The organism is Microbispora amethystogenes (assembly GCF_016863015.1).
GTDB lineage: Bacteria > Actinomycetota > Actinomycetes > Streptosporangiales > Streptosporangiaceae > Microbispora > Microbispora amethystogenes.
Map to the genome: position 1 here is coordinate 245,885 of NZ_BOOB01000003.1, position 25,774 is coordinate 271,658.

Genomic DNA, 25,774 nt, shown 5'->3' on the forward strand with positions numbered 1-25,774 from the left:
CATCGATAGGGCATCCCGATGACGACACTCCAGGCGGTGTTCGACAAGGCACGCGCCGAGGACAGGGCCGCGCTCGTCGGCTACCTGCCGGCCGGCTTCCCGACCAAGGACGGCGCGGTGAAGGCCGCGACCGCGATGGTCGAGGCCGGCTGCGACGTGATCGAGATCGGCCTGCCGTACTCCGATCCGCTGATGGACGGCCCGACGATCCAGGACGCGGTGCACCGGTCGCTGGAGAACGGCACCCGCATCGCCGATGTGCTGCGCACCGTCGAGGGCGTGGCGAAGTCCGGGGCCGCGACGCTGGTGATGACGTACTGGAACCCGATCGACCGCTACGGCGCCGAGCGCTTCGCCCGGGACCTCGCCTCGGCGGGCGGCGTCGGGACGATCACGCCGGACCTGACGCCCGAGGAGTCCGGGCCCTGGCTCGACGCGAGCCGGGAGTCCGGCCTCGGCACGGTCTTCCTCGTCGCGCCCAGCTCGCCGGACGAGCGCATCGCCCGGGTCGCCGCCTGCTGCACCGGTTTCGTGTACGCGGCCTCGCTGATGGGCGTGACCGGCGCCAGGGAGTCGGTCAGCTCGGCGGCCGAGGGACTGGTCAAGAAGACCAGGGCGCACACGTCGCTGCCGGTCTGCGTGGGTCTCGGTGTCGGGAACGGCGCCCAGGCCGCCGAGGTCGCGTCGTACGCCGACGGGGTCATCGTCGGGTCGGCCTTCATCCGGCGCCTGCTCGACGCGCCGGACGAGACGTCCGGTCTTGCGGCGGTACGCGAACTCGGGGAGGAACTCGCCAGGGGTGTCCGGCGCTGAGCCGGATCTCCGGCTTTCTCCCCCCGGTACCGCCGCGAGCAGCGGAAACGCCACCGCTTACCATGCTCTTATCCCGCACATGGTGAGGTTGGGTCCCGGTACTGTTCAGTCGGTGTTGCCTACCGGGCGAGGAGTCTGATGGTTCAGTTGGCATCCGGCGCTCAGGTGTCCGGCCGGTTACCGTCCGCGAAACCGGCGCTCCCTTGGGTCACGACCGCGGCGCGCGTCGTGCTGGCGGCCGTACTGATCGTCGCGGGCGCGCTCAAGATCGGAGCGCCCGCCCTGTCGGTGCAGGCGGTTCGCGCCTATCAGCTGCTGCCGGAGTCCCTGGCGCAGGTCGTCGGGTACGGCCTGCCCGTCGTGGAGATCATCGCGGGGCTGCTGCTGCTCGTCGGCCTGTTCACCCGGGTGGCGGCGGGAGTCGGCGGCGTGCTGATGGTGGCGTTCGTCATCGGCATCGGGTCCGCGTGGGCCAGAGGGCTGCGCATCGACTGCGGCTGCTTCGGCGGCGACGGCACCCTCGCCGCGGGTCAGGACCCCAACTACTTCTGGGAACTTGTACGTGACATCGGGCTGCTCGCCTGTGCGGCGTGGATCGTCGTGAAGCCGGTGAGCCGCCTGTCGCTTGACTCGGCTCTCGGTTTCGGGGGAACCCGGGAGCCGGTGGACGAGGACGGTCCGGACGAGGGCCGGGACGACCGCGACTGAGAGGCAGGACCGCGGGTCCGGCGCAGGGTCCGGCCGCGGTGACAGCAGGGGGGAAGGTTCGTGAGCAAGCGGACGAGCGAGGCGGCCAAGGCGCGCATCGCGGCGCAGCGGGAGGCCCTGCGCAAGCAGGACCAGCGCAGGCGCGTCACGATGATCGCCACCATCGCGGTGGTCGTCGTGGTCGCGGCCGCCTTCGTCGTGTGGTCGGTGCGGCAGGGCGCCTCGGAGAAGGTCACCGGCGGCCTCGCCGCGGTGACCGTGCAGGAGGACGGGACTGTCGTGATGGCCCAGCCGGGGGTCACCACGCCCGTGGTCGACGTCTACGAGGACTTCCAGTGCCCGGCGTGCAAGCAGTTCGAGGAGACCAGCGGCGCCACGCTGAAGAACCTGGCCGCCGAGGGCAAGGCGAAGGTCGCCTACCACGTGATCACGATCTTCACGCAGGAGCCGACCAAGAGCAACTCGCTGCGCGCGGCCTCGGCCGCCCGGTGCATCACGGACGGCCGGCAGTGGGTCGCGTTCCACGACAAGCTCTACAAGAACCAGCCGAGCGAGACCTCCAGCGGGTTCTCCGTGGACCAGCTGATCTCGTGGGGCAAGGAGGCGGGCGTGACCTCCTCCGGCTTCGACGACTGCGTACGCAAGCAGGGCAACGTCCAGGCGCACCAGACGTACACGCAGCAGGTCATGAGCACGCAGAAGCTGGGCGGCACGCCGACCATCAAGATCAACGGCAAGGAGCTCGACAGCACGACCGCGTTCGTGCCGAGCGCGCTGCGCGACGCCGTGATCAACGCCGCCAAGAGCTGACCCGGAGGCGTACGCCCTGGCCGGAAGCCCCGGTCGGAAGCCCTGGTCCGGATGCTGCGCACACGGATCAGGGCACGGCTCCGGGCGCTCCGCCTGGCTTGTGACCAAAAATGGATGGTCACCGTCCAAGGCCTCGCCTGATCGCAGCCTCGACTGGGGAGAAGGCCCCGTCCGCACGGTCGAGCTGGAGCGGCTCGGCCGGGCGGAGTTTCGGCTGGCCAAGGAAACGGGGCTCTTTTCCGAGGTTCGGCTGGCCGGCGTGCACCAGAAACGGGTGACAGAGGTAGACGTCGCCCGCGCTGCCCGTGGCGTGGACGACCGGACGACGCGTGCCGGCGCTCTCCGCATGGCGGGCCAGCTCCCTGGCGTCCAAGCCGTCCTCGCCCTCAGGTTCCAGGACCCGCGCCACGTCCAGGTGAGAACCCACGCGCAGGCGAGTTGGCGCGGCGTTCTCATCGATGTCCGAGAGCAGGAAGAACATCAGCAGTGCGCGGTCCCTGGACTCGACGTTCGCACGCCAGGTCAGGTAGTCGCCCGGATCGGAGTCGTGGCCGGGGAAGCTCACATCGACGTGCCACCCGTCGACAACGGCCGGTTCGTCCCCGGGGAAGCGGATAACAAAGCCTCCCAGGCTCGTGCGGGGCAACCACCGCCCCACTCCCACGAGGTCGTCGAATGCGGCGTGCAGACGCGGCGTGTTGGCCGCGGTCTCGAACGGCGCCTGCGCGTAGTCAGGGCGTGCCGCCACCGGCCGCGGCCATGTGGCCGGATCGTCGGGATCGGCGTCGAGGTCCCGCCAGATGATCTCGCGGCACTCGTCCGCGATCTCTCTGGGGAACGCGCCCCGGATCCGGACGAAGCCGTCTGTGATGAACGTCCTCACCTGCGCGTCGCTCAACATGCTCACAGCATCTTCGCCGCGGCGCCGTCAGGCCAAAGCTTTATGGGAGTCCTGGTCCCAGAGGCAGGCCCACCGGAGCCCGGTAGCCATACCGACCCGGCCGCGAAGGACGGCTTCGGTTCAGTCCTGATCAGCGGTGTGCTCGATGAAGCCGAGTATGCGGGCAGCGACCAATCCGGGTGCCCGTTCCGGACTCATGCCAACCCCGCCAGGGCGCGACGGTTCATCCTGAGGTGAGTCTGTCCGCTGGACCGACTTGCGTCGCGCCCTGCCGCAGTCCGCCGAGCCGCAGTCCGCCGAGCCGCCACCGGCCACTCGGCCGTGACACCCCGCCGGAGCCGCGCCGGCCGGGGAAGTTCAGCCCCGGTGGGCCGGGCGGTAGGACAGGCGGTCCAGGCCGACCCGGAGGCGGTGCTGGACCTCCACGATCGCGAGGTGCATGGTCTCCGCCTCGGCCTGGGCGTGCACGGGCTGCCCGTTGACGTCGAGGACCGCCCGCGCGGCGCACCGTTCTCCCGGGCTGAGCGACGGGCTGTAGGCGAGGCTGACCCTGGCGTAGAGGATCGGTTTGGCGGTGAACCTGGACACCGACGCGATGCGTTCCCGCGCCTCGGTGACCGCTCCCGCGGGCACCTGCCCGCTCGTCTCCACCATGACCGCCTCGGGCGTGAGTGTGTCGTTCATGATCGGAGTCTGCCCGTTTCGGCGCTCGGCTCACCAGGGACCTGTGGGACCGGCCGACGGCCCGTGCGTCGCCATTTCAAGGGCCGGACGCCCCTACCGCGCCGTCGCGGGTCCAGTCGCGGGTTCCGTCGTGGGACGGCGCGCCGACGCGCCTCGCTCACGGCTCCGCTGCGACCTCGCCCTCCACGTCGATGTTCAGAGATGTCGCGTTCGGGCATCGGCGTTCAGGGGTGTCGGCGTTCGGCGGGTCTCGATGCTCGGGGGTTTTATCGGCGCGTGGCGGGTCACGATTCCGGCATGCCCCGCGACGACCGTTTAGCCCCACACTCCATACCGGTCGGTGACCCCCGGCGAGACGTCGCCGTACGGATCCACCAGGCGATGACGGCCTTCGCGGCCGGCGACGCGCTCGGCGTGCCGTGGGAGGGGCGCGGCCCGGAGCGGATCGACCCCGAGCGGGTCGTCCGGCTCCCCGTCCCGGACAGGGGGTGGCCGCGCGGGTCGACCTCGGACGACACGGCGCAGATGGTGCTGGTCGCGCGGTGCCTGGCCGACACCGGCGGCCGCCCCACCTCCCTGGAGTTCCTGACCCGCCTCGCCGAGGTGGCTCCGGCCGTGCGCGGCCTCGGACCCACCACCCGGCACGCCCTGGCGCACTTCCACGCCGTGGGTGAGCCGCCCGTACCCACGGCCGGAGACCGGCCGACCAACGGCGCGGCCATGCGCGCCGCTCCGATCGGCTGGGCCGTGCCGCCCGACCGGCCCGCTCTGCGCCGCCGGCTCTGCGAGGTCGTGTCCGCCGCGACGCACCGGGCCCCCGCGGCCGTGGCGGCGGCCTGCGTGATCGCGGCGATGGCGTCGTACGCCGTGGAGGGGGAGAGCGTGCCCGCCCTGCTGGAGGTGGCGGCGGACGAGGCCCGATGGGCGGACGGGCTTCCCGAGCCTGCGGACGCCGTGATGGACAGCGGGGCGGACGGTGTGACGGCGGGCGGGCACCGGACACCTGCCGACGCAGTGACGGGAACCGTGACGCACGCTGCGATGGAAGCCGTCGTGGACGCCGCTCACGGCCGGTGGACGCCCCCGTCCGAGGGGGTCTCGCTGGACGCCGCCGAGACCGTCGCCGCCGTGGTCCACGTGATGCGGGAGGCCCCCACCCTCGCCGCGGCGCTGCCGTACGCCGTGTCCCTGGGCGGCGACACCGACACGGTCGCCGCACTCGTCGGCGGGGTCCTCGGCGCCCGCGAACCGGAAGGGGTGGCCGCGCTCGGCTGGCTCGGGCTGGTGGACCTCGGCGAGTATCCCGGACTGCCGGCCCTCGCGGCCCGCCTGGCCGCCCTCCGCGCAGGCCCGCCCCCGGAGTGACCCCTCTGGACGCGGGCCGGCTCGGATTTCGGCGGCTCGAATTTCGGCGGCTCGGAGCGTGGCGGAGTCCCGGTCCGGACCGCCCGGGGGAGGCGGTGGGAAGCCGCCGAGGCCGTGGCGCAGGGCCGGCGGGGGACACCGTCAGGTCGGCCGGAGCACGTCCTGGTACCGATGAACGCGGCGGGCACCGGACTCGCCCCCTCTTGCGGTAACGTCACGTTACATGCCCCTCCTCGCCTCGATTCCCAGCCCGTCACAGGGGGTCTGGAATCTCGGACCGATCCCGATCCGCGCGTACGCCCTGTGCATCGTGCTCGGCGTCGTCGTCGCCGTCTGGATCGGCGAACGCCGCTGGCGCGCCCGTGGCGGCGCCCCCGGGACGGTCACCGACCTCGCGGTCTGGGCCGTGCCGTTCGGCCTCGTCGGCGGACGTCTCTATCACGTCATCACCGACTGGCAGATCTACTTCGGCTCCGACGCGCCCAAGCGGCCGATCGACGCCCTGTTCATCTGGGAGGGCGGCCTCGGCATCTGGGGCGCGGTCGCGCTCGGCGCGCTCGGCGTCTGGATCGCCTGCCGCCGCCGCGGCATCTCCTTCACGGCCGTGGCCGACACCCTCGCCCCCGGCGTGGCCGTCGCCCAGGCCATCGGCCGCTGGGGCAACTACTTCAACCAGGAGCTTTTTGGCGGCCCCACCACCCTGCCGTGGGCTCTGGAGATCGAGCCGGGCCGCCCGGGCACCGTCCCCGGCGCGAGCACCTACCACCCGACCTTCCTGTACGAGTCGCTGTGGGACCTGGCGCTCGCCGGCGTGCTGATCCTGGCCGCCCGCCGCTTCGGCCTCCGCCACGGCCGGGTGTTCGCGCTGTACATCGCGGGCTACACGCTGGGCCGCTTCTGGATCGAGGGGCTGCGGGTCGATCCCGCGCACGAGATCCTCGGCCTCCGGCTGAACCAGTGGACCTCGATCGTCATCTTCCTGTGCGCCGTCGCGTACCTGCTGCTGTCCCGCAACCGGACGGGTGAGGAGCCGGTCGGCGTCCTCGCGGGGGACGGCGAGGGCGCCGACCCCGCCCACCAGCGGGACCAGGCCGACGAGCCCGAGCTCGGCGGCGGGGAGGCCGGCGGCCTGCCCACCGCCCAGGAGGACACGACCGCGACCGACAACACCGGCCCCGCATCCGTGGACTCCACATCGGTGGACTCCGCTTCTGCGGGCTCCGATGACGCTCCGGCGGACTCCGGTGAGGGGGACAGGGCGCCGGCGGGCGCCGGCGCCACCGGCGACGGCGGGACCATGCCGGAACCGGAGGCCGGGCGGCGATGACCGAGGCCAGGACGGGGGCACGGGCCGAGGCACACCACCAGCACAGGGACGTCACCGGCGGATGGCTGCGGCCCGCGGTGTTCGGCGCGATGGACGGCCTGGTGTCCAACTTCGCGCTCATCGCAGGCGTCGCCGGCGGCACCGCCGAGACCAGGATCATCGCCCTCGCGGGCATCGCCGGCCTGGCCGCCGGAGCGTTCTCCATGGCGGGCGGCGAGTACGTGTCGGTCGCCAGCCAGCGCGAGCTGGCCGAGGCCGAGATCGACGTGGAGCGGCGGGAGCTGGAGCGGCATCCCGAGGCCGAGGAGGCCGAGCTGGCCCAGATGTACGTCCAGCGGGGCGTGGATCCGGAGACCGCCAGGGAGGTCGCGCGCCAGATCTCCCGCGACCCGGAGGAGGCGCTCGCCGTCCACACGCGGGCCGAGCTGGGCGTGGACCCCGGCGACCTGCCGTCGCCGCTGCTCGCCGCCGGGTCGTCATTCCTGTCGTTCGCCCTCGGCGCACTGGTCCCGCTCCTGCCGTACCTGCTCGGCGCGCGGAGCCTGTGGATCCCGGCCGCCGCGTCCATGGTGGCGCTGTTCGTCGCCGGCGCGGTGGTCTCGCGCGTGACGGCCAGAAGCTGGTGGTTCAGCGGCCTCCGCCAGCTCGTGGTGGGGGCCGTGGCGGCGGCGCTGACATGGGGACTGGGCTCGCTGATAGGAACCGGCGGTCTATGACCAAGCGCAAGCGCCGGTCGTCCGCGACGGCCGAGCGCTGGGCCGGATCCACCCTCACCGAGCTCGGGCTGGACGACCGGCAGCAACGCGTGCTCGTGTGGTCCGTGACCGCCGTGGGCGTGCTGGCGATCGCCCTGGTGCTGACACTGGTGGTCAACGCGCTGGGCGGAGGCGGGCCCGCGGCGCCGACGGGAGCGACGGCGGACATCGCGGGCCAGGGACTGCCGTCGTCCTTCCAGTCCTGGCCGTCCCTGAAGGAGTTCGCCCCGATCGCGGACCGCAAGGCGGACGGCGCGCCGCTGAGCGTCCAGGAGGTGTTCGGCGCCCGGACACTCAGCGCGAGCAAGATCACGCTGCGCCGCCTCACCAGCCGTCTCGACCAGGCCTGCGGGGGAGCCGTGTGGGGCGCCGACCTCGCCGACTCCCTCGCGAAGGCCGGATGCACCCAGGCCGTCCGCGGCCTGTACGCCACTGCCGACGGGGGTTACCTCGCGCAGTACACGCTGTTCAACCTGTCGTCGGTCGCCGCCGCCGAGTCGCTGGCCACGTCGCTGGCGGATCTCTACCGGGGCTCCTGGGTGCAGCCGCTCGAATCCCCCCGGGCGAAGTTCGGCACCTACAGCGAGGCCAGCGCCCAGGTCATGGGGCACTACCTCGGCGTGGCCTGGATCGGCAGGACCGACGGCGCCGAGCCGGGGGAGAACGACGACTTCGTCATGCTCGGCTTGGCCGTGCGGGAGGCGGAAAGAGCGGTCTTCCGCCGGGTGGTCGCCGTCGCCGGCGTCCCGTCGGACCCCGCGCAGCCGCCGGGCCCGGCCGACACCGCCCAGCCCGCGGAGGACCCGCCGTCCGATCCCGGCGCCTCTCCGGCCTCTTCCGCGACAGTGCCGCCGTCCCCCTCCGCCCCGGCCGCCCAGTAGTACGCCCGGTGCAAGGGCCGGCAGCCGGTCGGCGCACCGGCCGAGACCCCGGAAGCGCACCCGTTCGCACCCGCCCGCCGGTATCCCGGCGGCGACGGGCGGGGGAGGGAACGCGAAGCCTCGGCTGATCGCGGTGCGGGACTCGCCCTGCCGGTGAATCCTCGGCGAGGGTCAGGCCGGGGTGGGGCCGGTGATCTCCGCCGTCATCTGGGTGAGCCGGTGGAGTGGGAGTTCGAGCGGCGTCGCGTCGCCGGCCCAGGGAGCGGCCTCCTCGACGGCGGCCCTGGCCTGCCGCTTGGTGAGCCCGGGCGTTGTGGTGAGGCCGGCCCTGACGAGGTCGGGCCTGGTGAGGGCCTCCCGCCAGGTGTTGGCGAGCTTGCCGTGCGCGCTGTCGAGGATCGCGCGGATGATCCGGTCCGGCCCGCCCTCCGGAGGCGCGAGCCGTACGGCGTCGAGGACACGGCCCTCGGCGGTGAGTTCGTAGACCGGGGCGAGCAACGCGGCCAGCGCGGGCAGCCCGGCGACCGGGGCGGCGAGGAGCACCCGCACGTGCCGGGCCCGGGTCGCGAGCAGCAGGCGGGGCAGGGCCGCCTCCAGCCCGGCCGGCACCGCGATCGCCACCCGCTCCGGGTCGGCGGCGTACGGCTTGGCCAGCAGTGTCGCGAGCCGGGTGCGGGGCACCTGGGGCAGCAGGCCGCGCGGCCAGTCCCCGGCGAGCAGGCCCGGCCCGAACGCGGTCACCGCCGCCTCCTCCGCCGCGCTGTCGGCCGCCCTGTCGGCCGCCCTGTCGGCCGCGCTGTCCGCACCCGGGCCGGCCGCGCCGCCTGTGGCCTTCGCTGCCCTGTCGGGACGCCCGGCGGGGGCGGACTCCACGGCCTGGGGGCCCTGCGTGTAGATGGCCGTGGCGAGGCGGTCGAGCCGCGCGGCGATCGCGGGCCAGGTCTTCGTGGTGGGACGCAGCACATAGAGGTCCGCCGCGCTGCCGATCGCCTCCGCCCCGTGATACCGGTTGAAGTGCGGAAATATCGCCTCATGCAGCAGGTTGAGGTCGACAAGCGCCTTCTGCACCTTCAGCGCGAGCATCGGGGTGCGCTCGGAGGCGCCGTACGCCACGAGGATGCGTCCCCGCTCGCGGTCGCGCAGGCCCTCGGCGGCCCGGGCGGCGAACAGCCCGATCCCCTCCGGCGTGTACGGCGGGTCGGTGACCGCGAGGTCGGCCCAGCCGCGCAGCGACGGCGGCAGGCCGAGGCGCAGGTCGGCCCACCGGGTGCGCACCCCGAGGTCCTGGGCGTCGATGAACTCCAGGATGCGGTCGTCGATGTCGGCCACCGCCACCTCGACCTCCGGGTGGACCATCCGTACGGCCAGCGAGGTCAGGTCGTGGTCGCCGACGCAGAGCAGGCGGGCGCCGGGCAGCCAGAACCGCCGCCCGAGCAGGAGGGCGCGGCGCAGCACGGTCTCGGCGGTCGCGGAGACATGGTCGAGCGCGTGCCGGCCCCGGGGGGCCTCGGCGATCAGCCGCTCCAGACGGGCGAGGGTTTCGGCGTGTTCCGGCACCATTTCGGACACCGGATTCCCGAGATCGGAAATTTCCGGCTCGACCCCCGCGTTGAAGCGGTTGACCTGATCCATGGGTATACGGACACGTTCGCCGCTGTGCTCAAGGGGGAGCACCCGCAGCAGCGACTCGATCGTCCGCCGTGGCGTCGCGGTCTCCCGTACCAGGTCGGACAGGGTCCACCAGCGCCCGCCTGAGAGGAGCGCCAGTGCTCCGCGCAGGCGCAGGCCGTCCACGCCGGCCTCCGCCAGCAGTTCGTCGATCGCCTCATGACCACCCATGGACAAACCCTATCGAGGCCCTATCCACCGCGCTGACCTGTGAAGGTTCGCGAAGTGGACCGGGGGGGCACTATTCCGGCAGCGTGTTGTAATCTCTAAGCACCACAACCGCAGCAGGGCCAGCGTCGTCCCTCTGTTCCACGCAGAAGTTGACGACGGGAGTGACTACATGCCTGCTGCCCGCCTTGGCCTTCCCGGAGGTCTCCCCGAGCCTCAGGGACTCTACGACCCCGCCTATGAGCACGACGCCTGCGGCGTCGCCATGGTCGCCGACGTGCAGGGTCGCCGCAGCTACGACATCGTCGCCAAGGCACTGACGGCCCTCCGCAACCTCGACCATCGGGGCGCGAGCGGCAGCGAGCCGGACACCGGCGACGGAGCGGGCATCCTCACCCAGATCCCCGACGCGTTCTTCCGCGCGGTGGTCGAATTCGAGCTGCCGGCCGCGGGCGCGTACGCCGCGGGCACCGCGTTCCTGCCGGCGGACGAGCAGGCCAGGCAGACCGCGATCGGCCTCATCGAGGAGATCGCCGCCGAGGAGGGCGTGAGCATCCTCGGCTGGCGCGACCTGCCGGTCGACCGCGACCTGCCCGGCGCCACCGCGCGGGCGGTCATGCCCCACTTCGCGCAGCTCTTCGTGACCTCCCCCGGCGGCGAGACCGGCGTCGCCCTCGACCGGATCGTGTTCGCCTTCCGCAAGCGGGCCGAGCACGAGGCGGACGTCTACTTCTCCTCGCTGTCCTCGCGGACCATCGTCTACAAGGGCATGCTGACCTCGCTGCAGGTCGAGCCGTTCTTCGCCGACCTGTCCGACGAGCGCTACGTCAGCGCCATCGCGCTGGTCCACTCGCGCTTCTCGACCAACACCTTCCCCTCCTGGCCGCTGGCCCACCCGTACCGGTACGTCGCGCACAACGGTGAGATCAACACCGTCCGCGGCAACCGCAACTGGATGCGCGCCCGCGAGGCGATGCTCGCCACCGGCCTGATCCCGGGCGACCTGCGGCGGCTGTTCCCCATCTGCGACCCGGACGGCTCCGACACCGCCTCGTTCGACGAGACGCTGGAACTGCTGCACCTCGGCGGCAGGTCGCTGCCGCACGCCGTGCTGATGATGATCCCGGAGGCGTGGGAGAACCACACCGAGATGGACCCGGCCCGCCGGGCCTTCTACGAGTTCCACTCCACCCTCATGGAGGCGTGGGACGGCCCCGCGTCCATCACCTTCTCCGACGGCACGCTGGTCGGCGCGGTCCTCGACCGCAACGGCCTGCGTCCCGGCCGGTTCTGGGTCACCGACGACGGCCTGGTCGTGCTCGCCTCCGAGGCCGGCGTGCTGTCCGACATCCCGCAGGAGAAGGTCGTCCGCAAGGGCCGCCTGCAGCCGGGCCGGATGTTCCTCGTGGACACCGAGCGCGGCCGGATCATCGAGGACGACGAGGTCAAGGCCGAGCTCGCCGCCGCCGAGCCGTACGGCGAGTGGCTGCACGCGGGCCTGGTCCGCTTCGAGGAGCTGCCCGAGCGCGAGCACGAGCACCCCACCCACGAGGCGCTGGTCAAGCGGCAGCAGACCTTCGGCTACACCGAGGAAGAGCTCCGGATCATCCTCACGCCGATGGCGCGCAACGGCGCCGAGCCGATCGGCTCGATGGGCACCGACAGCCCCGTCGCCGTGCTGAGCGAGAAGCCGCGGCTGCTGTTCGACTACTTCAGCCAGCTCTTCGCGCAGGTCACGAACCCGCCGCTGGACGCCATCCGCGAGGAGCTCGTCACCTCGCTGCAGTCGACGATCGGCCCCGAGGGCAACCTGCTCGACCCCGGCCCGGCCTCGTGCCGCCGGCTCGTGCTGCCCTACCCGGTGATCGACAACGACGAGCTCGCGAAGATCGTCCACATCAACGACGAGGGCGCGCTGCCCGGCTTCCAGCCGTACGTCGTGTCCGGCCTGTTCGACGCCGCCGGCGGCGGCGAGGCGCTGGTGCGGCGGCTGGAGGAGATCCGCCTGGAGGTCTCCCGGGCCATCGAGGACGGCGCCCGGATCATCGTGCTGTCCGACCGCGGGTCCTCCCGCGAGCGGGCGCCGATCCCGTCGCTGCTGCTCACCGGCGCGGTGCACCACCACCTCATCCGGGAGAAGTCCCGCACCCGGGTCGGCCTCGTGATCGAGACCGGCGAGGCCCGCGAGTGCCACCACATGGCCCTGCTCGTCGGGTACGGCGCGAGCGCGATCAACCCCTACCTCGCCCTGGAGACGGTCGAGGACATGATCGCGACCGGTCAGCTCGACCTGGACCCGCGCAAGGCCGTGCGCAACCTCATCAAGGCGTACGGCAAGGGCGTCCTGAAGGTCATGTCCAAGATGGGCGTGTCCACGGTCGCCTCCTACACCGGCGCGCAGATCTTCGAGGCCCTCGGCCTCGGCGCCGAGGTCATCGACAGGTGCTTCACCGGCACCACCTCCCGCCTCGGCGGCGTCGGTTTCGACGTGCTGGCCAGAGAGGCGCTGGAGCGGCACGCGCGGGCCTACCCCCGCGCGGAGAACCCGCACCGGCGGCTGGAGGTCGGCGGCGAGTACCAGTGGCGCCGCGAGGGCGAGCCGCACCTGTTCAACCCGACCACCGTCTTCAAGCTCCAGCACTCCACCCGCACCCGGCGGTACGAGATCTTCAAGGAGTACACGTCCCTGGTGGACGGGCAGTCCGAGAAGCTCATGACGCTGCGCGGCCTGTTCAAGCTGCGTCCCGCCGGCGCGCCGATCCCGATCGACGAGGTCGAGCCGGTCGAGTCGATCGTGAAGCGGTTCTCCACCGGCGCCATGTCGTACGGCTCCATCTCGATGGAGGCGCACGAGACGCTGGCCATCGCGATGAACCGGCTCGGCGCCAAGTCGAACACCGGCGAGGGCGGCGAGGACCCCGAGCGGCTGCACGACCCCGAGCGGCGCAGCGCGATCAAGCAGGTGGCCTCCGGCCGGTTCGGCGTGACCAGCGAATACCTCGTCAACGCCGATGACCTGCAGATCAAGATGGCGCAGGGCGCCAAGCCCGGCGAGGGCGGCCAGCTGCCCGGTCACAAGGTGTACCCGTGGATCGCCAAGACCCGGCACTCCACCCCCGGCGTCGGCCTCATCTCGCCGCCGCCGCACCACGACATCTACTCGATCGAGGACCTCGCCCAGCTCATCCACGACCTGAAGAACTCGAACCCGCGCGCCCGCGTCCACGTGAAGCTGGTCGCCGAGGTCGGGGTCGGGACCGTGGCGGCGGGCGTCAGCAAGGCCCACGCCGACGTCGTGCTGATCTCCGGCCACGACGGCGGCACCGGAGCCTCCCCGCTGACCTCGGTCAAGCACGCGGGCGCCCCCTGGGAGCTCGGCCTGGCCGAGACCCAGCAGACGCTGCTGCTCAACGGGCTGCGCGACCGCATCGTCGTGCAGGCCGACGGCCAGCTCAAGACCGGCCGCGACGTGGTCATCGCGGCGCTGCTCGGCGCCGAGGAGTACGGCTTCGCCACCGCTCCGCTGGTCGTCTCCGGCTGCGTCATGATGCGGGTCTGCCACCTCGACACCTGCCCGGTGGGCGTGGCCACGCAGAACCCCGAGCTGCGCAAGCGGTTCAGCGGCAAGCCCGAGTTCGTGGTGAACTTCTTCGAGTTCGTCGCCCAGGAGGTGCGCGAGTACCTCGCCGAGCTCGGCTACCGCTCGCTCGACGAGGTCATCGGACGGGCCGACCTGCTCGACACCACCCGCGCGGTCGAGCACTGGAAGGCCGCCGGCCTCGACCTGTCGCCGATCCTGCACCAGCCGGAGCTGCCCGAGGGCACCCCGCGCCGCAGGGTCGCCGAGCAGGACCACGGGCTCGACAAGGCGCTGGACAACACGCTGATCCAGCTCGCGGAGGGTGCGCTGAACCTCGGCGAGCCGGTCACGCTGGAGCTGCCCATCCGCAACGTCAACCGCACGGTCGGCACCATGCTCGGCCACGAGGTGACCAAGCGGTACGGCGGCGCGGGCCTGCCCGACAACACGATCGACGTGTCGTTCACCGGCTCCGCGGGCAACTCGTTCGGCGCGTTCGTGCCGCGCGGCGTCACGCTGCGGCTGACCGGCGACGCCAACGACTACCTCGGCAAGGGCCTGTCGGGCGGCCGCATCGTCGTCCGGCCGCACCCCGACGCGCCGTTCGAGGCCGAGACGCAGGTCGTCTCGGGCAACGTCGGCCTGTACGGCGCGACGTCCGGCGAGGTCTTCGTCCGCGGCATCGTGGGCGAGCGGTTCTGTGTGCGCAACTCCGGCGCGACCGCCGTCGTCGAGGGCGTGGGCGACCACGGCTGCGAGTACATGACCGGCGGCAGGGCCGTCGTCCTCGGCGCGACCGGCCGCAACTTCGCCGCCGGCATGTCGGGCGGCGTGGCGTACGTGCTGGACCTGCGGCCCGAGCGGGTCAACCGCGAGATGGTCGAGCTCGAGGCGCTGAACGACGAGGACGCCGAGTTCCTGCGGGAGATCGTCGACAGGCATTTCACGGAGACCGGGTCCACCGTCGCCAAGGCGCTGCTGGCGGACTGGGACGCCGCGCTCGGCCGGTTCGCGAAGATCATGCCGTCCGACTACAAGCGGGTCCTGCTGGCACGGGCCGCCGCCGAAGCCGAGGGCCGCGACATCGACGAGGCGGTCATGGCCGCCGCCCACGGGTGACGCCGATGAACGTCGTCACCACCACCGCCATTCCCACGCGACGATAAGGGGGGTACACCGATGGCTGACCCGAAGGGGTTCCTGACACACGGGCGCGAGCTGCCGGCGCGCCGCCCGGTCGACGTGCGCATCCGCGACTGGCGGGAGGTCTACGAGGACTTCCCCAAGCCCGCGCTGACCAAGCAGGCGGCCCGCTGCATGGACTGCGGCATCCCGTTCTGCCACAACGGCTGCCCGCTCGGGAACCTCATCCCCGAGTGGAACGACCTCGTCTACCGCGACGACTGGCGCGAGGCGATCGAGCGGCTGCACGCGACCAACAACTTCCCGGAGTTCACCGGCCGCCTGTGCCCCGCTCCGTGTGAGTCGGCGTGCGTGCTCGGCATCAACTCCGACCCGGTCGCGATCAAGCGGGTGGAGGTCGAGATCGTCGACCGGGCCTTCGCCGAGGGCTGGGTCACGCCGCAGCCGCCCGCCGTCAAGACGGGCCGGAAGGTCGCGGTCGTCGGGTCCGGCCCGGCCGGCCTCGCCGCCGCGCAGCAGCTCACCCGCGCCGGGCACGACGTGGTCGTGTTCGAGCGGGCCGACCGGATCGGCGGGCTGCTCCGGTACGGCATCCCCGAGTTCAAGATGGAGAAGCGGCACGTCGACCGCCGCATCGCCCAGATGGAGGCCGAGGGAACCGAGTTCCGCACCGGCGTCGACGTGGGCGTGGACGTCACGGCGGCCGAGCTGCGCGCGGAGTTCGACGCCGTCGTTCTGGCGGGCGGCGCCACGGCGTGGCGCGACCTGCCGGTGCCCGGCCGCGAGCTCAAGGGCGTCTACCAGGCGATGGAGTACCTTCCCCCGGCCAACAAGGCCCAGGAGGGCGACTACCCCGAGTCGCCGATCTCGGCGGAGGGCAAGCACGTCGTCGTGATCGGCGGCGGAGACACCGGCGCCGACTGCATCGGCACCGCGATCCGGCAGGGCGCGCTGTCGGTCACCCAGCTGGAGATCATGCCGAGGCCGCCGGCGGCCCGTCCGGGCAGCCAGCCGTGGCCGACGTACCCGATGCTGTTCAAGATGGAGAGCGCCCACGAGGAGCTGGAGGCCGGGGCGGGCGACCGCGTGTACGCGGTGTCCACCACCGAGTTCGCCGGCGACGACGAGGGCAACGTGCGGGCGCTGCGCCTGGTCGAGGTCGAGGGCCCGGCGGCGGGGTTCGCGCAGATCCCCGGCACCGAGCGGGAGATCCCGGCCGACCTCGTCACGCTCGCCATGGGCTTCCTCGGCCCGGAGAAGGGCCCGCTGCTGAACGACCTCGCCGCCCTGTCGGGCGACCCGGAGTCGTTCTTCGACGCCCGCGGCAACGTGGCCAGGAACTCCTCGTACGAGACGTCGGTGGAGGGCGTGTTCGCGGCCGGCGACCTGGGCCGCGGCCAGTCGCTGATCGTGTGGGCGATCGCCGAGGGCCGGTCCGCGGCGGCGGCGGTCGACCGGCACCTGAGCGGCCGTACGGTCCTGCCCGTGCCGATCCCCCCGACGGCGCGGCCCCTCGTCTGATCGCTCGTCTGATTACGACGTGCGCCGCCGGCGCGGCCTCCAGGCGACTGGACCGCGTCCGGCGGCGTCACCCGGCAAACCGGGAATACCTCCATCTCGGGAGGCCAGGCCGCGCGGCGGCCGGCCCGTGCGGCCCTCGGGCCACGCGGTCCGGCGGGTTGCGGCGCGCGGCCGGCTGCCGGGAAGATGCTGAGCCCGATCACGGGCCCGGAATCGAGGAGGAGCGTTGCACGCACGGGGGCGGCTCGCCGGGGTCATCATGTCGGTCGCACTGCTCGGCGGGCTGGGCGCCCCGTCCAGCGCACCAGTGATACCGGGCGTACCGGCGGTGATCCCGTTCAGCACAGTGGACGCGCTGAGCACACCCGCTCCGCCGGGCCCGTCGGGGTCCGCGAGCGCGGCCGGGCAGGCCGGTGACTACCTGGTCTTCTACGTGGACGGCGGGCGGGCCGCCGCGCAGCGGGCGGCCGAGGCCGCCGGCGGCACGGTGCGGGCCCACGACGACCGTCTCGGCTATCTCCTCGTGCGCACCTCCGCGCCCGAGCGGATCGGCGCCGACCCCGCCGTGGTCGGCGTCGCCCGCGACCGCCCCATCGGCCGGACCGCCGGGGCGATGCCCGCGACAGGGCGTACGTCCCCTGGCGCGACACGCCCGGACGGGGCCGCGCGGGCGGGGGAAAGGCGAGCGGGAGCTGCGGAGCCGCTCGCCGGCCGCCAATGGGACATGAAGATGATCGGCGCCACGCCCACGGGCTCCTACGCGAAGGCGACGGGCAGCCACAAGGTGCTGGTCGGCGTGATGGACACCGGCGTCGACGGACGGCACCCGGACATCGCGCCGAACTTCAACCGGGCGCTGAGCCGCAACTTCGTGACCGACCAGCCCACCGACCCCAACGGCAGGAAGCTCGACGGACCCTGCGAGTACCAGGGGTGCAAGGACCCGGCCGACGTCGACGACGACGGCCACGGCACGCACGTCGCGAGCACGATCGGCTCGCCGATCAACGGCATCGGCGTCGCCGGCGTCGCCCCCGACGTGTCGCTGGTCAACCTGCGCGCCGGCACCGACTCGGGCTTCTTCTTCCTCAAGCCGACCCTGGACGCCCTGGAGTACGCCGCCGACATCGGCGTCGACGTGGTCAACATGAGCTTCTACGTCGACCCCTGGACGTTCAACTGCCCGGACAACCCCGGCGACACGCCCGCCGAACGGTCGGAGCAGCGGGCGATCCTGGAGGGGATGCGGCGGGCGGTGAACTACGCCCGGTCGCACGGCGTCACGCTGATCACCGCCATCGGGAACGCCGGGGGAGACCTCGGCAAGCCGAAGACCGACACCTCCAGCCCCGACTTCCCGAAGGGCTCGGAGAAGAACCGGTCCGTCGACAACTCCTGCCGCAACGTCCCGGCCGAGCTCGACGGCGTCATCTCGGTGTCCGCGGTCGGCCCGAGCGGCCGTAAGGCGCCCTACTCCGACTACGGCACCGAGCAGACCGACATCGCGGCGCCCGGCGGCGACGTCTTCGACGGCGGCACCGCGCTGCGGGGGAAGGACCGGGAGATCCTCGCCGCCGCCCCCGAGCACGTCCTGCGCGCGCAGGGCCGGCTCGACGCCAAGGGCATGCCGAAGGACAACTCGGTGATCCGCGAGTGCCATGCCGGCAAATGCGCCTACTACCAGTACATGGAGGGCACCTCGATGGCGGCGCCGCACGTGACCGGTGTGGCGGCCCTCATCATCGGGCGGTTCGGCAAGCCGGGCCCGGGCGGGCTCCAGATGGACCCCGCGGAGGTGGAGCGCCTGCTCTACGCCACGGCGACGCCGAAGGGCTGCCCCTCGCCGCGCACCTACCGCTACGGGACCGGGGAGACCCAGGTATGCGAGGGCCCCGCGAGCAGGAACGGCTTCTTCGGCCACGGCCTGGTCGACGCCGCCCGGGCCGCGACCGTCACGCGCTGACCCGTCTGAGTATCGGCCCGTCTGAGTATCGAACTGAGTAGGCCGCCGGATGCCCGGCGGCCGGGCGGCGATCTACCCTCGGCGTGTTCGGGAGGGCAGATCATGATCTACCGGTACGTCTGGCAGGCCACGATGGCCGCGCACTTCCTGGTCATCGCCTACATCGCCCTGGGCGGCTTCGCCGCCTGGTGGCGGCCCCGGCTGGCCTGGCCGCACCTCGCACTGTGCGCCTGGGCGCTCGTCCAGCTCACCGGGCTGGTGGAGTGCCCGCTGACGGCGCTGGAGAACTGGGGACGCGCCCGGGCGGGGGAGCGGGGCCTGCTGCCCGGCGGTTTCATCGACACCTACATCGAGGGGATCGTCTATCCCGAGGAGTACGTCGCGGTCGTCCGGCTGGCCGTGATCGCCGTCGTGCTCGTCTCCTGGGCCGGTCTGGCCGTCGTCATCCGCCGACGCCGCAGACGTCCTTCGCGTACGACAGGAACGTCTGCTGCACCGGCGCCGGAGGCGTCGCGATGAGGTAGCGCCGCTCGCCCGTCCCCACCGTCCCGTAGACCGGGAACAGGTACGCCTTCTTCGCCTCGGCGAAGGCGTGCCAGTCGCAGCGGGCGGGCGTGACCTCAACCGGGATCTTCAGGCGCGGCGTCCCCGGCTCCAGCACGGCCACCGGACGGCTGCGGCCCGACAGCGGCCGGACGGTGTAGTGCGTGGTGGCGCCCAGCTCGTCGATCGTCACGGGCTCCGCGCCCTGCCTCCTGGTCACCAGGAGCACCCCGCGCAGCGTACGGCCCGCCCTGGTCCACGTGTCGCCGAAGGTCACGTCCGCCGCCCGGCGCAGGAGGTACGCCCCGCACTCGGCCTTGACCAGCCCCGCCAGCAGCGGGTCCGGATGGCGTACGGGGAACTCCGCCCTACGCGCCGGCCCCTCGCCCGCCTGCACGGTCGCCACGACGGTGGCGGGGCGGACCGGCGGGATCGTCGCGGGGTCGCACCGCGCCTCGCCGTAGGGGATCCGCAGGTCGGTGCGCGGGGTCCGGCCCAGCGTGGAGTCCACCCGGGTCGGCGGGAGCGTGGCGAAGGAGCCGGTGACGAGCTGCACGTCGAGGAACCGGACGGGAGTGTCGCCGTCGTTGCGCACCGAGACCTCGAGCTCGTGGGCCGCCTCGTCGCTGCGCCACTGGTTCAGGGACACCGAAACACCCGGCGGAGGCGTGGGGGATTCGGTAGCCTGGCCTCCGCACGCCGCCAGGGTGAACAGCGCCGTTATCGCCCCCCATGCCCGGGTACGTTCCATGGCTGCAGGCTAGGGCACGCGGGTGATCGCGTGAAGTGTCTGAACATTTGGCGACGGCTGTATGTGCCGTCACATCGAGTGGTCTGTACCAATTAGGGTAGTGCTGTGAGTCGTCGAGCAAAGATCGTCTGTACCCTCGGGCCCGCCACCTCCTCGCCGGAGCGCCTTCGCGAGCTCATCAAGGCGGGCATGAACGTGGCCCGTTTCAACCTCTCCCACGGCAGCCACGAGCTGCACAAGGAGGTGTTCGACCGGGTCAGGGCCGCCGCCGACGAGCTGGGCTGTGCCGTCGGCATCCTGGCCGACCTCCAGGGTCCCAAGATCCGCGTCGGGCGCTTCGCCTCCGGCCCCGTCCGGCTCGGCTTCGGCGACGTCTTCACCATCACCACCGAGGACGTCCCCGGGGACCGTGACATCGTGTCCACCACCTACGCGGGCCTGCCCGGCGACGTCGGTCCCGGCGACACCATCCTCGTCGACGACGGCCGCCTGAACCTCGAGGTGACCGCGGTCGAGGGGCCGCGCGTCGTCACCCGCGTCGTCATCGGCGGCATGATCTCCGACAACAAGGGCCTCAACCTCCCCGGTGTCGCCGTCAGCGCCCCGGCGCTCACGGAGAAGGACGAGGCGGACCTGCGCTGGGCCCTGCGCACCGGCGTCGACATGATCGCCCTGTCGTTCGTCCGGTCGCCGGAGGACGCGGCCCTCGTCCACGCGATCATGGAGGAGGAGGGCGTCCGGCTCCCGCTCCTCGCCAAGATCGAGAAGCCGCAGGCCGTCGAGTGCCTGGAGGAGATCGTCGACGCCTTCGACGGCGTGATGGTCGCCCGCGGCGACCTCGGCGTCGAGCTTCCGCTGGAGCAGGTGCCGATCGTCCAGCGCCGCATCATCGAGCTGTGCCGCGAGAAGGCCCACCCGGTCATCGTGGCCACCCAGATGCTCGACTCGATGATGAGCGCCCCGCGGCCCACCCGCGCCGAGGCGTCCGACGTCGCGTACGCGGTGATGGACGGCGCCGACGCGGTGATGCTGTCCGGCGAGACCTCGGTCGGCACCTACCCGATCGAGTCCGTGGCCACGATGGACCGCATCGCGGTCGCGGCCGAGGGCACCACGCTGCAGGCCACCCACAACCTGGACCGGCTGCCCGAGACGACCGGCGGCGCCATCGCCCGCGCGGCGGCCGAGGTCGGCGCGATCGTCAAGGCCAAGGCCCTGGTGGCGTTCACGATGTCCGGTGAGACCGCCCGCCGCCTGGCGCGCTACCGCTCGTCGATCCCGCTGCTCGCCTTCACCTCCAACCCGCAGGTGCGCGGCCAGCTCGCGCTCACGTGGGGTGTCGAGACGTTCGAGGTGCCGTTCGTCCACCACACCGACGACATGGTGCGCCAGGTGGAGGCCTCGCTGCTCGCGCTCGGCGTGTGCGAGAAGGGCGACAAGATCGTCGTCGTGGCGGGCTCCCCGCCCGGCAACCACGGGTCCACCAACGCGCTGCGCGTCCACACGGTCGGCTCGCTCGTCGCCCACCCGGCGGGCTGACGCCGGCGGCCCGCGGGGCCGGCCCGCACGGGCCGGGCCTCTGCGGGAGCTGTGATCCCCGGCGGTGGAGGTAAACCGCTTGCGGGCGCGGCGTTCTTCGACGGAGCATGGCAGGAGCGAGTAATCCGTCCTGTCAGACGCCGGAGGAGCGCTGCGCCCGTTGATGGCATCCCCCCAGACCCACGGGCCCGCCCACGGCCGGTCGTCATGGCGCTCGCTGTGGCGGCTGCGGGCCTACCTGCGGCCGTACGCCGGCAGCCTAGTCGTCTCGTGGTTCGCGGCGCTCGGCGGCATCTCGGCCGGCACGGTGATCCCCCTCGTCGGCAAGGAGATCATCGACGGGCCGGTGGCCCACGGGGATCGGACCGGGCTGGTCCCGCTCGGGCTGCTCGCCCTCGCCCTCGGCGTGACCGAGGCGGTTCTCACGTTCGTCCGCCGGTGGTCGCAGGCAGGGCCGGTCCTCGGCCTCGAGACCGCGATCCGCGACGACGTCTACCGGCAGCTCCAGCGGCTGCCGATGAGCTTCCACGACGGGTGGCAGTCGGGCCAGTTGCTGTCCCGTGCGACGAGCGACCTGTCCACGATCCGGCGGTTCCTCGGGTTCGGCGTGCTGTTCCTGATCATGAACATCCTGCAGCTCACCGCGGTGACGGTCGTGCTCCTGCGGATGTACTGGCCGCTCGGGCTGCTGGTCGCCGCCTCCGCGCTCCCCGTCGTGGCCCTGTCGCTGCGGTTCGAGCGGCGCTACATCGGCATCTCCCGGCGGCTGCAGGACCAGCAGGGCGACCTCGCGACGCTCGTCGAGGAGTCGGCCGTCGGAGTCCGCACCATCAGGGCGTTCGGGCGGCGCGAGCACGTCTTCGGCGGCTTCGCCGCCGCCGCGCGGGAGGTCCGCCGCACCGCCCTGGGGAAGGTCCGCCTGGCCTCCCGGTTCTTCACCTTCCTCGAAGTGGTGCCCAACGTCACGCTCGCGCTGGTCCTGCTGCTCGGCGCGATCGCGGTCGGGGCCGGCGCGCTGACGCTCGGCACGCTGGTCGCGTTCACCACCCTGGTCCTCCAGCTCGTCTGGCCGGTCGCCTCCCTCGGCTACATCCTCGCCATGGGGCAGGAGGCGATGACCTCGGCGGACCGGGTCGTCGAGGTGCTCGACACGGTTCCCGAGATCCGCGGCGGCGTAGACGTCATCGAGCGCCCCCGCGGCCACGTCCGCTTCGAGGGCGTGGAGTTCCGCTTCCCGGGCGCGGACCGCCCGGTGCTGCGCGACGTCTGGCTGGAGGTGCGGCCGGGGGAGACCATCGCCGTCGTCGGGGCCACCGGTTCGGGCAAGACGACGCTGACCACCCTCGTGCCCCGCCTGTGCGACGTCACCGCGGGCCGCGTCACCATCGACGGGCACGACGTACGGCACCTGTCGCTGGCCTCGCTGCGCTCGGTGGTGGCCACCGCGTTCGAGGAGCCCACGCTGTTCTCCATGAGCGTGCGCGAGAACGTCACGCTCGGCCACGGAGACGCCGCCGAGGAGGAGATCAGGCAGGCCCTGGAGATCGCGCAGGCGACGTTCGCCTACGACCTGCCGTGGGGGCTCGACACCCGCATCGGCGAGCAGGGCATGTCGCTGTCGGGCGGCCAGCGGCAGCGGCTGGCGCTGGCCAGGGCGGTGCTCGGCCGGCCGCGCGTGCTCGTGCTCGACGACACCCTGTCGGCGCTCGATGTGGAGACCGAGGCGCTGGTGGAGGACGCGCTGCGCCGCGTGCTCGCCGACGCCACCGGCATCGTCGTGGCCCACCGCGCCTCGACGGTGCTGCTCGCCGACCGCGTGGCGCTGCTGCGCGACGGCACCATCGCCCACGTGGGACGCCACGGCGACCTGCTGGCCACGGTGCCGGAATACCGCGAACTGCTCGCCCAGGACGCCGGCCTCGACGCCGAGAGATCCGCGCCATGACCCAGGAAACCGACAGCGAAGCGGGAAACACCGAGCGAGCCGGAGGGGCCGATGTGAGCGCCCCGATGAGCGAAGCGGGAAACACCGCCTGGCGGGGGGTGGCGGCCGAGGACCGGGACGAGATCTCCGAGCGGGTCTCGCTGCTGCTGCGCACCCGGTCCCGCCGTCTGCTCGGTGACCTGCTCCGGCCGCACCGCCGGGCGATCGCCGTGCTCACCGCGGTCATCGTCGTGTCCAACGCGGCCGGGCTGGCCCTGCCGTACCTGGTGAAGAAGGGCATCGACGACGGGATCCCGCCGATGCTGCGGGGGCACGGCGCGGGGGCCCTGCTGGCCGTCGTCGCCGCGGTGCTGCTGGCCGCGCTCACGCAGGCGTTCACCCGGCAGGCGTTCCTGCAGATGGCGGGCCGGATCGGCCAGGACGTCCTGCTGGAACTGCGCCGCCGGGTCTTCGACCACTTCCAGCGGCTGTCGCTGTCGTTCCACGAGAAGTACACCTCGGGGCGGGTCATCTCCCGGCTGACCTCCGACGTGGACGCGATCGCCGAACTGCTGGACTCCGGCTTCGACGGCCTCGTCACCGCCGTGCTCACCCTGTGCGGCACCGCGGTCATGCTGCTGGTGCTCGATGTGCGCCTCGGTCTGGTGGCGTTGCTGCCGCTGCCGGTCCTGCTGCTGTTCACCCGGTGGTTCCGCCGGGAGTCGAGCGTCACCTACCGCCGTACGCGGGAGGCCGTCGCGCTGGTCATCGTCCACTTCGTGGAGACGATGACCGGGATCCGGGCGGTGCAGGCGTTCCGCCGGGAGCCGCGCAACCAGGAGATCTTCGAACGGCTCAACGCGGACTACCGCGACGCCAACGTGCGCGGCTCGCGCCTGGTGGCCGTGTTCATGCCCGGCATCAAGCTGATCGGCAACGTCACGGTCGCCGTCGTCCTCCTGTACGGCGGCCTGCTCGCGCTGCGCGGCACGGTCACGGTCGGCGTGCTCGCCGCGTTCCTGCTCTACCTGCGCCAGTTCTACGAGCCGATGCAGGAGATCAGCCAGTTCTACAACGCCCTCCAGTCGGCGGGGGCGGCGCTGGAGAAGCTGTCGGGGGTGCTCGAGGAACGACCGGCGGTGGCCGAACCCGCCCGGCCGGTGCCGCTGCCGCACGCCGCCGGGGGACTGCGCTTCGAAGCCGTCCGGTTCGCCTATGCCGAGGGCCCGCCGGTGCTGCCGCTGCTCGACCTGGAGATCCCCGCCGGGCAGACGGTCGCCGTCGTCGGCACGACCGGCGCGGGCAAGACCACGCTGGCCAAGCTCGTCGCCCGGTTCCACGACCCGGTCGCAGGGCGGGTGCTGCTCGACGGCGTGGACCTGCGCGACCTCGACGAGGACACCCTGCGCCGCCACGTGGTCATGGTCACCCAGGAGAACTACCTGTTCAGCGGGACGATCGCGGACAACGTGCGGTTCGGGCGGCCCGACGCGCCGGACGCGGAGATCGTGCGGGCCGTGGAGGCCATCGGCGCCCACACGTTCGTCTCCACCCTCCCCGAGGGGTATGAGACGCAGGTCGGCAAGCGCGGCGGCCGGATGTCGGCGGGGCAGCGGCAGCTTGTCGCGTTCGCCCGGGCCTTCCTCGCCGATCCCGCCGTGCTGATCCTGGACGAGGCGACCTCCAGCCTCGACGTGCCCAGCGAGCGGCTTGTGCAGCGGGCGCTGCGGACGATCCTCGCCGACCGGACCGCGCTGATCATCGCCCACCGCCTGTCCACCGTCGAGATCGCCGACCGGGTGCTCGTGCTGGAGCATGGCCGGGTCGTGGAGGACGGCCCGCCCGACCAGCTGATCGCCGACTCCGGCCGGTTCGCCCGCCTCCACCACGCCTGGCTCGACAGCCTCGCCTGACCCTGCCAGCGGCGTTTCGACACGGGGGTGCAGCGCAGTGGGGCAGGGGTCAATACTTCGGGCCCACGAACCGGTCGAGGCGGGCCACGGCGTCGCGTCTGGCGATCGAGATCTCGTTGCGTTTGTTGTGGCGCCACGCGACGCCGAGGCGGTCCAGCGTCTCGCCGCACAGCCGGAGGATGTCGGCCGACTCGTTCTTGAACAGGTATCGCGGGTACTCGTACCACTTGTCCTCCCCGCCGACCGGCCGCCGGACCCGGTTCGTCCCCCGGTAGCCGTCCGAGTGGATGAGACCGCGCACGAAGAGACCCGGATGTTCGGTGACGATCTCCTCCTGCCAGCCCGCCAGCACGATGGCCCGCTGATGCTTCTTCCCCGGCCCATGCTGCGGAAAGAGACACACCCAATGTGTGGAGTAGCTCTTCACTTCGGTGCAGCCCGTGTGCTGCCGCCGGCTCACGGAAGATGTCGGCATCACGGCGGCGAGCGCCTCGGCGGCCGCTTCGATCAGGCCCGGCCAGGTGTCGCTGCAGAAGATCGACAGCCGGTAGACCCGTTTGCGGCACAGGACGATGTGGCCGTCACCAAGATAGAGACCGAGGAGATAGGCGTATGAGCGCCGGTCGAGCGTGCGTCCGTGACAGAGCGGGCAGTTCGTGTTGCGCCTGCGGTCCTCGTCCTCCCGGGCGCGCCGGGCACCGGTCCGCCACTTCTGGACGGCTCCGAGGGAGACGCCGCAGAACGCCGCCACTTGACGGTCGTTGTAACCGAGGGCGGAGAGGCGCAGGGCGCGGTCGACGGTCTCCCGGGGGTGCAT

General features: G+C 72.4%; 19 protein-coding genes. 14 read left to right on the plus strand and 5 right to left on the minus strand.

Features of this window, described 5'->3' with window-relative positions; all coding sequences use genetic code 11:
- Positions 1-18 precede the first annotated feature (18 nt).
- From trpA to Mam01_RS02315, 3 genes are all read left to right on the plus strand, one after another.
- The gene (gene trpA, locus Mam01_RS02305; protein ID WP_150933139.1) at positions 19-813 is read left to right on the plus strand and encodes a tryptophan synthase subunit alpha; all 795 of its coding nucleotides are present in this window, start codon (positions 19-21) and stop codon (positions 811-813) included.
- Between the two features lie 138 nt (positions 814-951).
- On the plus strand, positions 952-1,521 hold the full coding sequence (locus tag Mam01_RS02310; RefSeq protein ID WP_204283739.1) for a DoxX family protein: 570 nt from the start codon (positions 952-954) through the stop codon (positions 1,519-1,521).
- Positions 1,522-1,581: 60 nt separating this feature from the next.
- Complete coding sequence (locus tag Mam01_RS02315) at positions 1,582-2,331, plus strand: DsbA family protein (RefSeq protein ID WP_239100968.1); 750 nt, start codon at positions 1,582-1,584, stop codon at positions 2,329-2,331.
- A 118-nt stretch (positions 2,332-2,449) separates the two neighbouring features.
- On the opposite strand, the gene Mam01_RS02320 is transcribed toward Mam01_RS02315, so the two are convergent.
- Entirely contained in the window at positions 2,450-3,232 is a 783-nt protein-coding gene (locus Mam01_RS02320) for a phytanoyl-CoA dioxygenase family protein (RefSeq protein ID WP_204283741.1), read from the minus strand.
- Positions 3,233-3,589: 357 nt separating this feature from the next.
- A complete protein-coding gene (locus Mam01_RS02325; protein ID WP_191910043.1) occupies positions 3,590-3,916 on the minus strand; it encodes a hypothetical protein in 327 nt (108 codons plus the stop codon).
- Positions 3,917-4,213: 297 nt separating this feature from the next.
- On the opposite strand from Mam01_RS02325, the gene Mam01_RS02330 reads away from it, so the two are divergent.
- From Mam01_RS02330 to Mam01_RS02345, 4 genes are all read left to right on the plus strand, one after another.
- Positions 4,214-5,281, plus strand: a complete 1,068-nt coding sequence (locus Mam01_RS02330; protein WP_204283743.1) for an ADP-ribosylglycohydrolase family protein — start codon at positions 4,214-4,216, stop codon at positions 5,279-5,281.
- Between the two features lie 223 nt (positions 5,282-5,504).
- Entirely contained in the window at positions 5,505-6,608 is a 1,104-nt protein-coding gene (gene lgt, locus Mam01_RS02335; RefSeq protein ID WP_204283745.1) for a prolipoprotein diacylglyceryl transferase, read from the plus strand.
- A complete protein-coding gene (locus Mam01_RS02340) occupies positions 6,605-7,324 on the plus strand; it encodes a VIT1/CCC1 transporter family protein (RefSeq protein ID WP_150933145.1) in 720 nt (239 codons plus the stop codon). Before lgt ends, Mam01_RS02340 begins: the two co-directional genes overlap by 4 nt.
- Complete coding sequence (locus Mam01_RS02345; RefSeq protein ID WP_204283747.1) at positions 7,321-8,244, plus strand: hypothetical protein; 924 nt, start codon at positions 7,321-7,323, stop codon at positions 8,242-8,244. The genes Mam01_RS02340 and Mam01_RS02345 overlap by 4 nt, the downstream gene beginning before the upstream one ends.
- 171 nt (positions 8,245-8,415) lie before the next feature.
- Here Mam01_RS02345 and Mam01_RS02350 read toward each other — a convergent pair whose 3' ends face one another.
- Positions 8,416-10,083, minus strand: coding sequence for a bis-aminopropyl spermidine synthase family protein (locus Mam01_RS02350; RefSeq protein WP_204283749.1), 1,668 nt, complete (start codon positions 10,081-10,083; stop codon positions 8,416-8,418).
- A 169-nt stretch (positions 10,084-10,252) separates the two neighbouring features.
- Between Mam01_RS02350 and gltB the strand changes: the two genes are divergently transcribed.
- The 4 genes from gltB (at position 10,253) to Mam01_RS02370 (ending at position 18,806) form a co-directional block, all read left to right on the plus strand.
- Positions 10,253-14,779, plus strand: coding sequence for a glutamate synthase large subunit (gene gltB, locus Mam01_RS02355; RefSeq protein ID WP_204283751.1), 4,527 nt, complete (start codon positions 10,253-10,255; stop codon positions 14,777-14,779).
- 60 nt (positions 14,780-14,839) lie between these two features.
- The gene (locus Mam01_RS02360; protein ID WP_204283753.1) at positions 14,840-16,324 is read left to right on the plus strand and encodes a glutamate synthase subunit beta; all 1,485 of its coding nucleotides are present in this window, start codon (positions 14,840-14,842) and stop codon (positions 16,322-16,324) included.
- A gap of 226 nt (positions 16,325-16,550) precedes the next feature.
- A complete protein-coding gene (locus Mam01_RS02365) occupies positions 16,551-18,287 on the plus strand; it encodes a S8 family peptidase (RefSeq protein WP_239100969.1) in 1,737 nt (578 codons plus the stop codon).
- Between the two features lie 102 nt (positions 18,288-18,389).
- Complete coding sequence (locus Mam01_RS02370) at positions 18,390-18,806, plus strand: DUF2784 domain-containing protein (protein ID WP_150933150.1); 417 nt, start codon at positions 18,390-18,392, stop codon at positions 18,804-18,806.
- Here the strand turns inward: Mam01_RS02370 and Mam01_RS02375 are convergent.
- Entirely contained in the window at positions 18,730-19,479 is a 750-nt protein-coding gene (locus Mam01_RS02375; RefSeq protein WP_204283755.1) for a hypothetical protein, read from the minus strand. The genes Mam01_RS02370 and Mam01_RS02375 overlap by 77 nt on opposite strands.
- Before the next feature lie 207 nt (positions 19,480-19,686).
- Between Mam01_RS02375 and pyk the strand changes: the two genes are divergently transcribed.
- The 3 genes from pyk (at position 19,687) to Mam01_RS02390 (ending at position 24,957) form a co-directional block, all read left to right on the plus strand.
- The gene (gene pyk, locus Mam01_RS02380) at positions 19,687-21,120 is read left to right on the plus strand and encodes a pyruvate kinase (protein ID WP_150933152.1); all 1,434 of its coding nucleotides are present in this window, start codon (positions 19,687-19,689) and stop codon (positions 21,118-21,120) included.
- A 163-nt stretch (positions 21,121-21,283) separates the two neighbouring features.
- Positions 21,284-23,065, plus strand: coding sequence for an ABC transporter ATP-binding protein (locus Mam01_RS02385; protein ID WP_204283758.1), 1,782 nt, complete (start codon positions 21,284-21,286; stop codon positions 23,063-23,065).
- A gap of 65 nt (positions 23,066-23,130) precedes the next feature.
- Positions 23,131-24,957 (plus strand): ABC transporter ATP-binding protein, encoded by a 1,827-nt coding sequence (locus Mam01_RS02390; RefSeq protein ID WP_204283760.1) that lies wholly within the window; start codon positions 23,131-23,133, stop codon positions 24,955-24,957.
- A 49-nt stretch (positions 24,958-25,006) separates the two neighbouring features.
- Here the strand turns inward: Mam01_RS02390 and Mam01_RS02395 are convergent, their stop codons facing one another.
- Entirely contained in the window at positions 25,007-25,774 is a 768-nt protein-coding gene (locus Mam01_RS02395) for a helix-turn-helix domain-containing protein (protein WP_204283762.1), read from the minus strand.